This window comes from Arthrobacter sp. cf158, from assembly GCF_900106835.1.
Lineage (GTDB): Bacteria > Actinomycetota > Actinomycetes > Actinomycetales > Micrococcaceae > Arthrobacter.
The window spans coordinates 98,314-111,913 of record NZ_FNNR01000007.1 but is presented as its reverse complement, the minus strand read 5'-3'; the positions used below and the strand labels follow the sequence as shown (position 1 = coordinate 111,913).

At 63.5% G+C, this 13,600-nt stretch carries 13 protein-coding genes and 1 riboswitch; of the genes, 4 read left to right on the top strand and 9 right to left on the bottom strand.

Translation table 11 applies throughout. The features are described from left to right. Positions 1–6: 6 nt before the first annotated feature. From BLW08_RS15195 to BLW08_RS15175, 5 genes are all read right to left on the bottom strand, one after another. Complete coding sequence (locus tag BLW08_RS15195; protein WP_091326129.1) at positions 7–762, bottom strand: MerR family transcriptional regulator; 756 nt, start codon at positions 760–762, stop codon at positions 7–9. Positions 763–780: 18 nt separating this feature from the next. Further along, positions 781–2,040 (bottom strand): glycosyltransferase, encoded by a 1,260-nt coding sequence (locus BLW08_RS15190; protein WP_090825051.1) that lies wholly within the window; start codon positions 2,038–2,040, stop codon positions 781–783. Between the two features lie 172 nt (positions 2,041–2,212). Beyond that, on the bottom strand, positions 2,213–3,073 hold the full coding sequence (locus BLW08_RS15185; RefSeq protein WP_090825049.1) for an aggregation-promoting factor C-terminal-like domain-containing protein: 861 nt from the start codon (positions 3,071–3,073) through the stop codon (positions 2,213–2,215). A 3-nt stretch (positions 3,074–3,076) separates the two neighbouring features. Further along, a riboswitch (cyclic di-AMP (ydaO/yuaA leader) is annotated at positions 3,077–3,264 on the bottom strand. Positions 3,265–3,373: 109 nt separating this feature from the next. Beyond that, positions 3,374–4,873: a sensor histidine kinase gene (locus tag BLW08_RS15180; RefSeq protein WP_091326126.1), complete on the bottom strand. Its 1,500-nt coding sequence runs from the start codon at positions 4,871–4,873 to the stop codon at positions 3,374–3,376. Between the two features lie 3 nt (positions 4,874–4,876). Further along, positions 4,877–5,617, bottom strand: a complete 741-nt coding sequence (locus tag BLW08_RS15175) for a response regulator transcription factor (protein WP_090825045.1) — start codon at positions 5,615–5,617, stop codon at positions 4,877–4,879. A 204-nt stretch (positions 5,618–5,821) separates the two neighbouring features. Between BLW08_RS15175 and BLW08_RS15170 the strand changes: the two genes are divergently transcribed. The 3 genes from BLW08_RS15170 to BLW08_RS15160 all read left to right on the top strand — a co-directional run bounded on the left by BLW08_RS15170 (position 5,822) and on the right by BLW08_RS15160 (position 8,822). Further along, positions 5,822–6,778 carry a hypothetical protein gene (locus BLW08_RS15170; protein ID WP_175538722.1) on the top strand — a complete coding sequence of 319 codons (957 nt, stop codon included), beginning with the start codon at positions 5,822–5,824 and terminating at the stop codon, positions 6,776–6,778. 552 nt (positions 6,779–7,330) lie between these two features. Next, positions 7,331–8,197: a winged helix-turn-helix domain-containing protein gene (locus BLW08_RS15165; protein WP_090825043.1), complete on the top strand. Its 867-nt coding sequence runs from the start codon at positions 7,331–7,333 to the stop codon at positions 8,195–8,197. A gap of 100 nt (positions 8,198–8,297) precedes the next feature. Beyond that, positions 8,298–8,822, top strand: coding sequence for a SixA phosphatase family protein (locus BLW08_RS15160; RefSeq protein ID WP_091326122.1), 525 nt, complete (start codon positions 8,298–8,300; stop codon positions 8,820–8,822). A gap of 34 nt (positions 8,823–8,856) precedes the next feature. Here the strand turns inward: BLW08_RS15160 and BLW08_RS15155 are convergent, their stop codons facing one another. Both BLW08_RS15155 and BLW08_RS15150 read right to left on the bottom strand, forming a co-directional pair. Continuing rightward, positions 8,857–9,195: a hypothetical protein gene (locus BLW08_RS15155; protein ID WP_254779892.1), complete on the bottom strand. Its 339-nt coding sequence runs from the start codon at positions 9,193–9,195 to the stop codon at positions 8,857–8,859. A gap of 132 nt (positions 9,196–9,327) precedes the next feature. After that, a complete protein-coding gene (locus BLW08_RS15150) occupies positions 9,328–10,263 on the bottom strand; it encodes a LysR family transcriptional regulator (protein ID WP_091326120.1) in 936 nt (311 codons plus the stop codon). Between the two features lie 72 nt (positions 10,264–10,335). Here BLW08_RS15150 and BLW08_RS15145 point away from each other — a divergent pair, with 72 nt between their 5' ends. Beyond that, complete coding sequence (locus BLW08_RS15145; RefSeq protein WP_254779891.1) at positions 10,336–11,247, top strand: EamA family transporter; 912 nt, start codon at positions 10,336–10,338, stop codon at positions 11,245–11,247. Positions 11,248–11,311: 64 nt separating this feature from the next. On the opposite strand, the gene BLW08_RS15140 is transcribed toward BLW08_RS15145, so the two are convergent. Further along, a complete protein-coding gene (locus BLW08_RS15140; protein ID WP_091326368.1) occupies positions 11,312–12,790 on the bottom strand; it encodes a gamma-aminobutyraldehyde dehydrogenase in 1,479 nt (492 codons plus the stop codon). Between the two features lie 121 nt (positions 12,791–12,911). Beyond that, positions 12,912–13,589 carry a TetR/AcrR family transcriptional regulator gene (locus BLW08_RS15135; RefSeq protein WP_254779890.1) on the bottom strand — a complete coding sequence of 226 codons (678 nt, stop codon included), beginning with the start codon at positions 13,587–13,589 and terminating at the stop codon, positions 12,912–12,914. Between the last annotated feature and the right edge of the window lie 11 nt (positions 13,590–13,600).

Below are 13,600 nucleotides of genomic sequence, written 5' to 3'. Positions count from 1 at the left end.
GGAGGGCTACTGCGCTCTTGCCTTCTGCAAGTACGCCATCAGACCAGCCAAGTCTTCAGAACTCCAGGGCAGGTCGGAGCTGATAGTCGGCTGGTTCTCCTGCCAGGCTGCCCGGGCGGCCACCTTGGTGTCTTCTCCGGAATGGAACATTGAGCCTGTTTCCTCCCAGGAACGTACCCATTCCTGCACCGCCGGATCGCTCACGGGAGTGCCGGCGCCGACGAGTAAAAGACCTTCATTCACCAAGGCTTCCCATTGCCTTTTTGCTTCCTCAATTCTCTCAACGCCCAGTTCCTCGCGCTTGTGGGCCAGTTGTTGGCGTTGTTCGGTGGTGAAGTGCTTCTCGAACACGGTGATCATCTCCAAGGTCGACATGAATTGTTCAGGGGTTGGCATAACTGGAGCGTCCAGACGCTCCAGGAGATCGTCCAAGCGATCTTGCAGGGCTTGGATTTGTTGGGCGTGCTGTTGAACGTGACGCAGCTGCCGGTCCAACAAGCTGCGCATTGATGCAAGGTCGTCGTCCCCGGACCCTCCCAACGCTTCCCCAATCCCGGCAAGGGGAATCCCCAACATCTGCAGTGCCCTGATCCGGTAGAGGCGCCGGACGTCGGCCTCGCCATACCTCCGATGGCCGGAAGGCGTCCGCCCGCTTGCTGACAGCAAGCCGATGTCGTCGTAATGATGAAGCGTCCGTACGCTGACCCCGCAGGCTCGTGCGAGTTCGCCAACACTCCACAGCCCGCTCCTGGTTGATCCCATGGGCACAACGCTAGATCCTCACGTGGCGTCAGGTGCAAGAGTCCTTCGAAACGCCAGGTATCCCAGCAAGTGGGCGGCGAGTGAAGCGCCAACCACCGCGGACCCCTCAAGCCAGCGGTCCGGCGTCGTGATGAACGGCAGGAGGATCAGCGCCCCGGAGCTGAGCAAAAGCGTGGTGAAGAACGTGAGGAATCCTGCGCGGTGGGGTCCAACGCGGCGGAGTCCTACCGCCCAGGTGGTGAACCCCAGGGCAACGAGGTTCGCCAGGAGAGGATCCACCACGGTGCGGGCCAGCAGGAAGACCACGGCGTAGGCCAACGTCCACGCCAGAGCCTGGGAGAGACGCCGGCCCAGTCCGCCTCGCCGGGCAGGAGCTTCCACCGCGAGTTCTCCGCGCAGCTCAGCGATGGGAACACGGCCAAGGTGGCGGGTCAGGCGAGCCATGCCGCGCAGGTCGGCAAGCGCGGTTCGTACGACGTCGACGCCTGAGTCAGGGTTGTCGGTCCAGTCGACGGGAACCTCGTGGACGCGCAGACCACAGCGTTCCGCGATCACCAGGAGTTCGGTGTCGAAAAACCAGCCGTCATCCTTCGTGTAGGGCAGGATGCGCTGGGCAACGTCCGCGCGGATGGCCTTAAAGCCGCATTGGGCATCGGAGAAGCGTGCTCCCGTGACAGCCCGCAGCAGGAAGTTGAAGCTGCGTGACACGAAACCGCGCAGAGGACTGCGGCTTACGCGCGAAGTCCGTGCCAGGCGCGTGCCGATGGCCAGGTCCGAATGGCCGGAAATCAATGGTGCCAGGAGCGGTGCCAAAGCCGCGAGATCTGTGGACAGGTCCGATTCCATGTAGGCAAGCACCGGTGAGGGCGAGGACTCCCAGACGTGGCGGAGGGCGTTCCCGCGTCCGCTTGCCTGGAACCGAACCACCACCAGCTCGGGAAACTCGCGGGCCAGGCGTTCTGCGATCCTCAGTGTGCTGTCGGTGCTGGCGTTGTCCGCCACTGTGATCCGGAAAGTGTGCGGGAAGGTGTCCGTCAGATAACCGTGCAGCCGGCGCAGGTTGCGTTCCAAAGAGACTTCGTCGTTGTAAACGGGAACAGTGACGTCAAGAACCGGAACCACGCCCTTGGTGTCAATGGGCAGCCGCCGGGTCTGCCGGTGCACAGCCGGCCCATCGTGCAGGTGTTCCAGCTGGGGAGTGGGCAACGCCGAGCCTCGCAAGCGCGCCGAATGGGTCTTTCGTGGCAAAGCGCTGGTGGTTGGATCTGTGAGCGTCATGCTTCCAGAATGGCGCCGCCGAATATGAGTGCTTTAGGCGGAAGCTGTGACCCCACTGTGAACCCGGGGGAGCGCCTGTGAAACACGTGAAAGCCGCGCCGGTTCCCACGATCCGCTCCAGTAAACACTGGTGCGAACGGCGGAATCCGGCGCGGCAATCAAACAGTCTGGCTTAGTACCAGTTGTTGGCCAAGTGGAAGGCCAGGGCGGCCGACGGGGATCCGTAGCGTTCCTTGATGTAGTTCAGGCCCCACTTGATCTGGGTCTGGTAGTTGGTCTGCCAGTCAGCACCGGCCGTGGCCATCTTCGAAGCAGGCAGGGACTGGACAATGCCGTACGCACCGCTGGAAGCGTTCGTGGCAGTGGTCTTCCAGTTGGATTCCTTCTCCCACAGCGTGTTCAGCGCGGTCATTTCGGCCGCGCTCCAGCCGTAGTTGCCCAGGATGCTGGCGGCGTAAGCCTTGGCAGCGGCGGGATCGTCAACGGCTTTGGGGGCGGCGGCAGCAGCTGCAGCTTCCGCAGCGGCGGCGGCAGCAGCGGCGTCGGCGGCTTGCTTGGCAGCAGCGTCAGCGGCAGCCTTCTCTGCAGCAGCCTGATCCGCGGCGGCCTTTTCGGCAGCAGCCTTTTCGGCGGCGGCCTGGTCAGCGGCAGCCTTCTCAGCTGCGGCTTTGTCTGCAGCGGCCTTCTCAGCGGCAGCCTTGTCGGCCGTAGCCTTCGCGGCTGCAGCCCGGTCAGCTGCGCTCTTTTCGGCGGCAGCATCCGTGGCAGCGGAGCGGGTGTTGCTGACCTGCGCGGCCGCCTGGGTCTCAGCGACCCGGCTGGCTTCGGGGAGGTTCAAAGCGGCGTTGGCGGCCGTTCCCAGCGATGCAACACCCAGTGCGGCGGCAACAACACCGGCGACGACCGACATGCGGTGGCCGGACTTACCCTGGCGGGCGGCGTTCTTGAGGATGGCCTGCGACTTGGTCAGCGGTGCGTTGTGTTCATCGCGGTGACGCGCGGAAGGGCGCGTCTGATCGTTAAATTCAGACATGTGTGGTTACCTCTCAGCGCCTGCGGAGTTAGCTGTCGGGTTCGGATGAGGTCATCCGGCCGCGCATCAAGCTGCGGCTTCACCCCAAGGGCCGGCAAAAAATGCCTTGGCCCGGAGACTCTGGGTCCCCCGTCTCTGCCTCGAATGAGAACGGAACTCCGGGAAGTGGCAGAGCTCGGCGCATCCCGGGTGTGGGCCCGTTAGGGGAGACCCACCCTTTCGACGGTACAGGAGGATTCCGCGGAAGTCACATTTAGGTAACAGAGATCACGATGCCGGTGAGTCGTCTTGCCGGATTCCTTATACGCGTTCGGTACTGACTGCGGGGAGTCGAAGGGCGAACTCGGTGCGCCCTGGCCGGGACGTTACCTCCACGTTGCCGCCGTGCGCCTCCACGATGGATTCCACAATGGACAGGCCTAAACCAGACGTCCCCTCAGACCCTGATCTCGCGGCGTCGGCCCTGGCAAACCGGGAGAAGATCCGGCCCTGGAAATCCTCCGGAATGCCGGGTCCGTTGTCCGTCACGGTCACCACTGCACTGCCGTCGGCTGAGAGCATGACTCCGGTGACCACAGTGGTGCCGGCGTCGGTGTGTTTGCGCGCATTGGACAGCAGATTGGCCAGCACCTGGTGGAGTTGCGTTGCATCGCCACGAACGGTGATGGGTTCATCCGGAAGCTGGAGCTGCCAAATGTGGTCCGGCGCCATGACTTTCTCGTCACTGACGGTTTCGATCACCAGCTGGGTCAGGTCCACATCCGTGACCTTCACTGGTTGACCCTCATCGAGCCTTGCCAACAGCAGAAGGTCCTCCACCAGCGTGGTCATGCGTTCGGATTGGCTTTGGACCCGCGCCAAGGATTTCCTGCCGTCTTCGGTGAAGTTTTCCGTCATCCGCAACAGTTCCGTGTAGCCGCGGATGGCGGTCAACGGCGTCCTGAGTTCGTGCGACGCATCCGCCACGAACTGCCGGACCTTGGTTTCGCTTTCCTGCCTGGCCTCCAGAGCACTGGAGACATTGTTCAGCATTTGGTTCAAGGCATGGCCCACACTGCCAACTTCCGTTCCCGGATGGGCGGCCGACGGCGGTACCCGCACCGCGAGTGCCACCTCACCGGCGTCGAGGGGCAGGCGCGAAACTTTGGTGGCCACTTCGGAGAGCTGCTCCAAAGGCCGCATGGTCCGCCGGATAATGACGGTGCCGGCCAGACCAATCAGCACCAAGCCACCCAGTGACACCAGCACCATGGTCCACACCAGTGATGCCTCGGCGCTCTGTTTGTCCGCCAGCGGCAACCCGGTGACAATCACGTCGCCGTAGCCGGGGTCCACTGCCACCAGTCTGTAGTCGCCGTTGGACAGGGACCGATCCACGGGGAGGTCGCCCTTGGGGAGGGACAACAAGACCTGTTCATCCGCCGCGGAGAGGGAAACACGATTTCCTTGGGCGTCGATGAGCCCAGAGCTCCTCACGGTTGACCCGTCGATCCTCGCGTTCAGCGTTCCCGCAGCCTGGCCGCGCGCCTCCAGAGGATCCGGACGTCCGGAAGGGTTGCTGGGAAAGTTCGACGGCGGCCTGCCGAACTCCGTCGCGCGGCTGGACGCCTGCTCCAATTGCCTGTCGAGCTGTTTGTTGAAGACCATGTCCATGGACGCGTAACTGACCGCCCCTACTGCGCCGCAAATCGCTACCAACAGGGCCATGGCCACCAGGACCAAACGGGTGCGCAAATGCCATGTTGAAGGATTGAGCCAACTGCGTTGGGAGGTTTTGGCCACGCCCGAAAGTGTGCTCAACGCCTAGTCCGCAGGCTTGATGACGTAACCGGCACCCCGGATGGTGTGGATCATGGGCGGGTGGTTCGCCTCGATCTTCTTGCGGAGGTAGGAAATGTAGAGTTCCACGATGTTGGCTTGGCCGCCAAAGTCGTAGTCCCACACGCGGTCCAGGATCTGGGCCTTGCTGACCACTCGTTTGGGGTTCTCCATGAGGTAGCGCAGGAGCTCGAACTGGGTAGCGGTGAGCGGGATATCCTCCCCGGCACGCGTTACTTCACGGGTGTCCACGTTCAGGGTCAGGTCTCCCACCACCAACTCCGCAGTGTCCATGGCTGCCACGCCCGAACGCTGAACCAGCCGGTGCAGGCGAAGGAGCACTTCTTCCATGCTGAAAGGCTTGGTGACATAGTCATCGCCGCCGGCAGCCAGGCCCACGATCCTGTCCTGCACAGCGTCCTTGGCAGTGAGGAACAATGCGGGAACCTCAGGAGCGAACGCGCGGATGCGGTTGAGCACCTCCACGCCGTCGAATCCGGGCAGCATGACGTCGAGGACCAGAACATCCGGCCGGAAATCCTTGGCCAGTTTCACTGCCTCCGGGCCGTCTCCAGCTACCGCCACCGACCACCCCGCCATGCGAAGGCCCATGCTCATCAGTTCAGCGAGGCTGGGTTCGTCATCCACCACCAGGGCACGGATAGGTGAGCCGTCCGGGTGGGAGAGCTGGGGAAGGTTGTTGGTCATGGAGTGCGAGGAGGCCATGGGACAACTCTCCGTTCTGCTGGTTTGCCAGCGCTTTGCCCGTCCTGTGAGGACGCTGTGAAGTCAACACTAGCGAGGTGGGAGTCGGGAAACACGCGTATCCACAGGTCACAGGAGCGACTTCTCCTCAACACAGGCTCCCCACAGCAACGGGTCCGACGCTGAGGGGCGTACACAGACAAGAACGCGTCAACGGAGAAACTCATGAACGAACACAACCGCCCCTCCACGCCCCAGGGCAACCCGGTTCCCGAGCGGGCACCGGACTCCTCGGCGCAGCAATCCATGGCCGGCGCGGGATCGTCGTGGGCTTGGTCTGAGCCGCAGGATGGAGGGACCCAACCTCTCGCTGGTGAAACGATGGCTGGCGCTGCGCATTCTCCTGAGACCGCGCCGTCTCCTGACACCGCGCATTCTCCTGACACCCCTCATTTTCCTGACACCGCGCAGTCGGCTGGTTGGGGAGCGCCGCCGTCGGGCCCTCAAGGGTGGACTCAACGGCAGCCCGGCCGGTCGAAAGCCGGTGTTCAAGGGCGCTGGCCCGTCAAACGGACGCTGGTGGTAGCCGGGGTGGCCGTGGTGGTGGTTGCCGGAACGGCGGCCGGCTTCTACGCGTTGGGAAGCGCCGGATCTGCGGACGCCGCCAATGTTCCTCTGGGACAGACGGACGCCGGTGGGCTCGGCGGACAGCAAGGCCAAACGGTACCGGGCCAGGGTGGCCTGGGCCAAGCCGGACCGGGGCAGATGGGCGGGAACCAGGCGCCCGATGGTCTGGGCATGGCAGGAGGGCTCAACGCAGCGGTCCATTCGGAATACGTGGTGCTCCGCAACGGGGCGTACGTGACCATGGCGGATCAGTTGGGGACGGTCAGCGATGTCTCGTCGAATTCCCTTACTGTGAAGAGCGAGGATGGCTTCACCCGGAGCTACGCCTTAGACGACGACACCACCGTGGCTCAGGGTGCCAGACAACGGGGCAGCACCGCCAGCACCCTCACAATGGCTGACGTGACGGCTGGCTCCTTGGTTCGGGTGACGGCCATCAAGGACGGGGATAACTACACCGCGGCGTCCATCAGGCTGACTACGTCCACCACGTCCGGGCAGGGCTCCTCATCGTCCGGGTTGGGCTCCACCTCTGGTTTGGGCACCTCGTCCTGACAAGCAACGGCTGTTTCTACAGCTTGTAGCAGATTTTCGGCAGAAAATTAGCGAGGGAGACTACCTGCGATTGGACAACAACTGTTTCAGATCGTGAGATTCCGCGTGGGCGGTGTTCGCGGGAAGTGAGGTGCGCATCATGCCCCATCGGCCGAAGATTATTCACTGAATTGCAAATATTTCTTGCCGTCGCCGAATGAAATGGCGTTCATTTAGTACGTGCGTGGAATTGTGATTTGCGACACAATAGACCTCTACGTCTCAAAATGTGGACGGTTCGGCGCTTTGTTACTTGCGTGTTGCCATTGTTACGTTGCACACTTCCAATGTGAACAAGAACTCAACAGCACCTGCAGCCGCAGCAACCTGGCCCAGCACACCCGCTGGCCATGATGACCGCTGTTGTCGAATGCAAGCCTAACTTTCCACCCCAAGAAGTTTCAGGCATTCGCCCCCTAGCCCAGCGTTGGGCGCCCCTCCCCAAACTCATTGCGGGGACAACCAGCATTCGAAGCCGCGATGACGGCTATTCACTTTTGAGGTAAGCACTCCATGTCAGTTGCATCTGGATACGTCCACATCTCCGTCCGTAACGCCAACAAGGCAGCGTCGAACGCAGGGCTGCGCCCCGGATTCGGCAACCGCCCCGGCTACGCCCCCGCCCAGCAGGGTGCAGGCCAGCAGGCTCCCGGCTACGTTCCGCAGGGCTATAACCCCAACTCCTATGGCCAGTTGCGCGCAGTACCCACCGCCGAGCCTGCCCCCATGACGGCACCCACCCCGGTGATTGCCCAGTCGGACAGGCTGCGTCCCGTTGCCAATGACAACGTAGCCCGCGGCTTCGTGCTCTACATGGGCATTGACGAAGAAACCGCCGCTGCGGCCGGAACCTCCATTGCCAAGCTCGCCCAGGAAATCCGGGCCTACGCGCAGTCCCTCGTGACCGGCGCTGAGAGCTATGCCGCCGTCGCCGTCGCGCCTGCCGGGGCACCCGGGTCCGCCCTCGACGTCGTGCGTTCCACGTTCGGTGACCCCACGGTTGCCTCACGTCAGCGCACCGAGGCTGCCCGCCCCGCGCCGCAGCAGGAATCCCGTCCCTCCGGCGTCCTGATCGATCTGGCCCGCCGCGAAGTTCACCTGGACGGCGAGTCGCTGAACCTGACGTTCAAGGAGTTCGAACTCCTCAACTACCTCGTGGAAAACGGCACCCGCACCGTGGGCCGCGACGAACTGCTCGAGGGCCTGTGGCGCAACGCCGAAGAGGTGCCCAACGAGCGCACCATCGACGTCCACATCCGTCGCCTCCGCTCCAAGCTCGGCCGCCTCGCCAACACCGTGCGTACGGTTCGCGGCCAGGGTTACCGTTTCTACGAGCACCCCGAAGTTATCGTCTGGGCCGCTCCCGAATACTCGATCTAGCAACAGCAGCAGAAAAGCGCCCGTCTCCGGTCAAGAGGCGGGCGCTTTCGCATTCCCTGCGGGACCCTGCCATGGTGGGCAGGGCGGATAGGGTTGGGGTATGAGCGACCATCACATCAAGCGTTTGGTGATCATGCGCCACGCCAAGGCCGATTGGCCCATGGGCGTGCCGGACCACGAGCGGCCCTTGGAGGAACGGGGTCACCGTGAGGCGCCACTTGCCGGCAAGTGGTTGCTCAAGCACGGCGTGGTGCCGGACTTTATCCTGTGCTCGTCCGCGCTCAGGACCCGCCAAACGTGCACCTGGGTCTGCGACGAGTTGGGGGACAAGGCTCCGACGCCCAAGCTCGAAGATGGCTTGTATGCCGCCTCCGCAAACCGCATGCTGACGGTCATCAACCACGTTCCGGACACCGTCACCACGCTAATGATCATTTCTCACCTGCCTGGAGTACAGGATCTTGCCATGCATTTGGCTTCCCGCGACTCGGACCACGACGCTTACATGGACGCCGCCACCCGTTACCCAACGAGTGCGTTGACGGTAATGGAGACGGAGAAATCCTGGGCCGAGCTTGACGGGCAGGATGCCCGGTTGACGCACTTCAAAGTGCCCCGGCCATAATCAGCGCCTGACCGGTCTGGGCTGCAGGGGCCGTTCAGTACTCGCTGGCGCCTGATGCTGAGCCGTGCCCGGGAGTTAGCTGCGGCATGCACATGCAGCGGATTTCGAAGACGGGCAGGCCCGCGGCTTCCTCGCCATGCCCTGTTGCGATCAGGTATTCGCCGTCGAACATGTACACCGGCAGCTGCGGGGCCATGTACTCGTTGTACCGGCTGGGGTAGACCCACTGACCCCGGATGTCGAAGGCCGGAAGTGCGTAGGGGTCGCGCCGGTTGTGGGCGCTCGGATACAGGCCGTCGTCGATCATGATGTAACTCACCAGGCCATAGGTGTGGTGGTGGTTCATGTCCGTGGGAAAGAGGATTGCTTCCACTGTTGGGCCCCTTCAGAGTTTCGACGACTGCGCTCCGGGCGGCGCAGGTAGCTAGGTAAGGTTAGCCTAAGCTAACAGCCTGCCGGGCGTCGAATGTTCCCCTGTGTGACGTTGATCAACCCCAGACGTAGATCAACCTCGCTGGGTGGGAAGTTCCTGGGTGGGAAGCTCGTGGGCGGCGATGTCCCGCAACAGGCGCACGGCCAGCCGGATGTTGGGGCTTGCCGTCATGGTCTTGCGGTAGACCACTCCCACGGAGCGCTGTTGCGCGGGATTGATGACGGGGATCGCAACCACCCCCGCGGTAAGCGGCGGCCTGCCCAGCCGCGGAACCAGCGCCACGGCCACGCCCTGCTCCACCATGGCGATGTGCGTGGAAAAGTCGGGATCGTACACGCGGATATCCGGTACGCGGCCCAGTCCCGCGAAGATCTGCAGCAGGGCTTCGTTGCAGATAGCTCCCGCCGGCGTGCTGATCCAGGTCTGGTCCAGTAAATCTTCACGTTCGACGACGGCCCGTGTCGCCAGTGCGTGCGTGCTGTTGACCAGGACATCGGCTTGGTCGATACAGAGGTCCTCATGCACCAGGTTCTCCGGAATCACCAGCGGCACGGAGTTCCAGTTGTGCACCACAGCGAGCTCGGCCTCGCCGGAGGCCACTCTCTGCACGGCTTCGCGGGGATCCTCTGCCAGCACCGTAATGTCCAAGGCCGGGTGTGACGCCGCCAATCGGCCGAGCAGCGGCCCCACCAGGCCACGGCATGCGGTGGAGAAAGCAACCAACCTCAGCAGTCCTGAAGGCTTGGCCGGATCGGCAAGCAAGGTTGCCTGCAGTTCCTCGAGTTCACCCATGATGCGCCGCCCGTAGCCTGCCAGCGCAAGGCCCCGTTCCGTCAAGAGCACCCCACGGCCGTTCCGCTCCAGAACAGCGACCCCGGTCTGCTTCTCAAGCTTCTTGATCTGCTGCGATACGGCGGACGGGCTATACCCCATCACATCCGACGCGGCCACCACGGATCCGTGCTGTTCCACGGCGACGAGTGCCCTCAAAGCTGAAATGTCGATCATGAAGTAAATCTACGCGGTTCCATGCTGAAATCAACGCTGGTGCTTCAAGGTGAAGAAGTCCAGAGTGTACTTGTGAACCTTCGCCACTCTGCCCTTGCCGTCCTTGTCGCCGTCCTCTGGGGCATCAACTTTGTCGCGATCGACCTGGGCCTTCACACCAATGGCCGGGAGGTGCCTCCGCTGCTCTTCGTGGCCATGCGTTTCCTGTTGGTCGTTTTTCCCTTCATCCTGTTCATCCGCAAACCGGATGTGGGCTGGAGGGCGATTCTGGGCGTCGGACTCTTCATGAGTGCCGGCCAGTTCGGGCTCCTGTACCTGGGCATGGCGCTGGGGATGCCGGCTGGACTGGCGTCGCTGGTGCTGCAAGCCCAGGTGCTGTTCACCATCCTGCTGGCCGCAAGGTTCCTCGGTGAGAGGCCCAGCCACCGTCAGTTGGCCGGCGTGGTGCTGGGCATCGCCGGCCTGGGGGTGGTGGCACTGGGACGCAGTGCCGTGGCGCCCGTGCTGCCGCTCATGATTGTCCTGGCCGCAGCATTGTCCTGGGCCATTGGCAATGTGGTGGCCAGGCATTCGAAAGCTGCATCCGGTCTTGGCCTGGTGGTGTGGTCCGGGGCGGTAGTGCCGCTTCCCTTGGCGGGATTGTCGCTGGCGGTGGACGGCCCGGACATGGTGTGGGCTACGCTCTCCGACCTTCAGCCAGCCACCATCCTGAGTGCGGTTTACACGGCTGTGTTCGCCTCGCTGATTGGCTACGGCATCTGGAACCGGCTGCTGTCGCTGTACCCGAGTTCCGACGTCGTGCCTTTTACGTTGCTGGTCCCGGTGGTTGGCATGACGGCGGCCTGGCTGGTCTTGAACGAGGTTCCCACGCTGACAGAAGTGATGGGCGGGCTGATTCTGCTGCTTGGTGTGGCCACGGCGGTGCTGGGGGCCGGACGGAAGCGTTCGGAAGTGACCGTTGCAGGGCCCGCTCTGCGGCTCTGAAGTCCCCGGAGGCACGCAGAGCGGGCCCCGCAACGTGGGCAGAGCGGGCCCCGCAACGCGAAGTTCAGCGCAGCGAGAAGATGGTCCGGTGCCAGTCCTTTTCGGTGACGCCATCCAGCTCAAACATCACGTGTTTCACCTGGGTGTATTCGTCAAAGGAGTACGCGGACATGTCCTTGCCGGAGCCTGACTGCTTGAAGCCGCCGTGGGGCATTTCGGAAATGATGGGAACGTGGTCGTTGACCCAGACGCAGCCGGCCCTGATCTCACGGGTGGCACGCAGTGCCCGCTGCAGGTTGTTGGTCCAGGCTGAGGCTGCCAGGCCATAGACGGTGTCGTTGGCCAGCTGGATGGCTTGATCGTCGGTGTCAAAGGGGAGGACCACCAGCACCGGGCCGAAGACCTCATCCCGCACGATCTCCGAGTCCGGTGCCGCGTCGACTACCACCGTGGGCCGGTAGAAGGCGCCCTTTTCAAGGCCACCCTCGGCAGGAGCGTAGCCCCCAGCCACAATCTTGCTGTATCCGCGGGCGCGCTCCACCATTCCTGCCACGTGGTCCCGTTGTTTGAAGGAAACCAGCGGGCCCAGGTCGGCGCCAGTGTCCGTGGGGGTGCCCAGGACGATCCCCTCGAAGCGGGCAGCGAGCTTCGCCACGAATTCCTCATACACGCTCCTGTGCACAATGGCCCGCGTGGCGGCCGTGCAATCCTGGCCTGTGTTGATGAGCGAACCCGCCACGGCGCCGTGCACCGCGGCGTCCAGGTTGGCGTCGTCGAACACCACGAAGGGTGCCTTGCCGCCCAGCTCAAGATGCACGCGCTTGGCGTTGACGGCCGCCGCCTCCAGGACGGTGCGTCCAATGGCGGTGGATCCCGTGAAGGAGACCATGTCCACGTCGGGATGCCGCATGAGGGCGGCTCCCACGGTGGCGCCGTCGCCCACCACCACGTTCACCACGCCGTCGGGCAGTCCCGCATCGGTGAGCGCCTGCGCGAACATCAGCGACGTGAGGGGCGTGATCTCGGCGGGCTTGAGGACAATGGTGTTGCCAGCGGCGATAGCGGGAAGGATCTTCCATGCTGCCATCTGCAACGGATAGTTCCATGGCGCAATGGACCCCACCACGCCGATCGGTTCCCGCCGGATGGATGAGGTGTGCTGGGGGGAGTACTCGGCGGTCGCTTTGCCCTCCAGATGACGGGCGGCACCGGCAAAGAAGTCGATGTTGTCGATGGTTCCGGGAACGTCGAATTCCCGGGTCAACCGGAGCGGTTTGCCTGTCTGCGAACTTTCCACGCGGGAGAATTGCCCGGCGCGTTCCTCCATGATGCGGGCGAACTTCTGCAGGATGCCTGCGCGCTCGCCGGGCGCGGCGCGGGACCAGGCCGGGAAGGCGCTTCGTGCCGCTTCCACGGCCAATTCAAGGTCCGCCAATGACGCCAAACCTACCGTTTCCACTACCTCGGAGGTGGCTGGATTGATGACGTCGAGGTTTTGTCCGGACGTCCCGGACTGTAGTTTTCCGTTGATGAACTGGTGCATGGTGCCATGCTTTCCCTGCTGGGCGTCGGTGCCCGGGCAGTGCTGAATGAACGACGCCGGAGGTGCCGTTGTGCGGGTGGGGCAGGTTGCGCTGGGCTTGCAGTCCGTCAGATGCGGACGGTCAGGAGTGCTTGCTTTCGCGTTCGGCGCTGTCCAGGATGGCTGCCAGGCCGGCATGGAACGCCTTGAGTGAATCGAGGGTCTGCAGGGCTGCGTGGTGTTTTTCGAGGAGCGGATGCCCGGAAATGCGCGTGAAGACCCGGGGGTTGAGCCAGGGATCGTGGCCTTCGGAGTCCGGGAGCCGCTGGATCTCCACCGCAATTCCGGCACCGAGAGCCAGAGTGTAGCTTTCCAGGGCTGCGTAGTAGTGCACCACGCGGTCCTCTGCCAGTCCGGCATCGGTGAGGCATTGCAGGACGAACTCGATTGCCTTCAGCTCGCCGGGGCCGTAGGTGTCCGTGGCAAAGGACTCGCTGCCCAGGGAAGGGTGTTGCATAAAGACCCTGAGGAGTTCATCGAGGTAGGCCTCCAGTCGGGCGCGCCAGTCGTGGTCGCGCGCCGTGGCCAGGGTGCGTTCCACGGACATCATGAACAACTGGTCCAAGGCTGCCCGTACAACGGCGTCCCTGTTACGGAAATGGCGATACACGGCGGTGGCATCGACGTCGAGTTCCTGGCCCAGCCTTCGGACAGTCAACCGTTCGCCGGGCTCCTGGCTGGAGATCCGGAGGACGGCATCAATGATGGTGGCTGGGTCCAATCGGGTGCGCCGGTCCGTTGACTGGGCTGGCTGCACCATCTGTTGTCCAC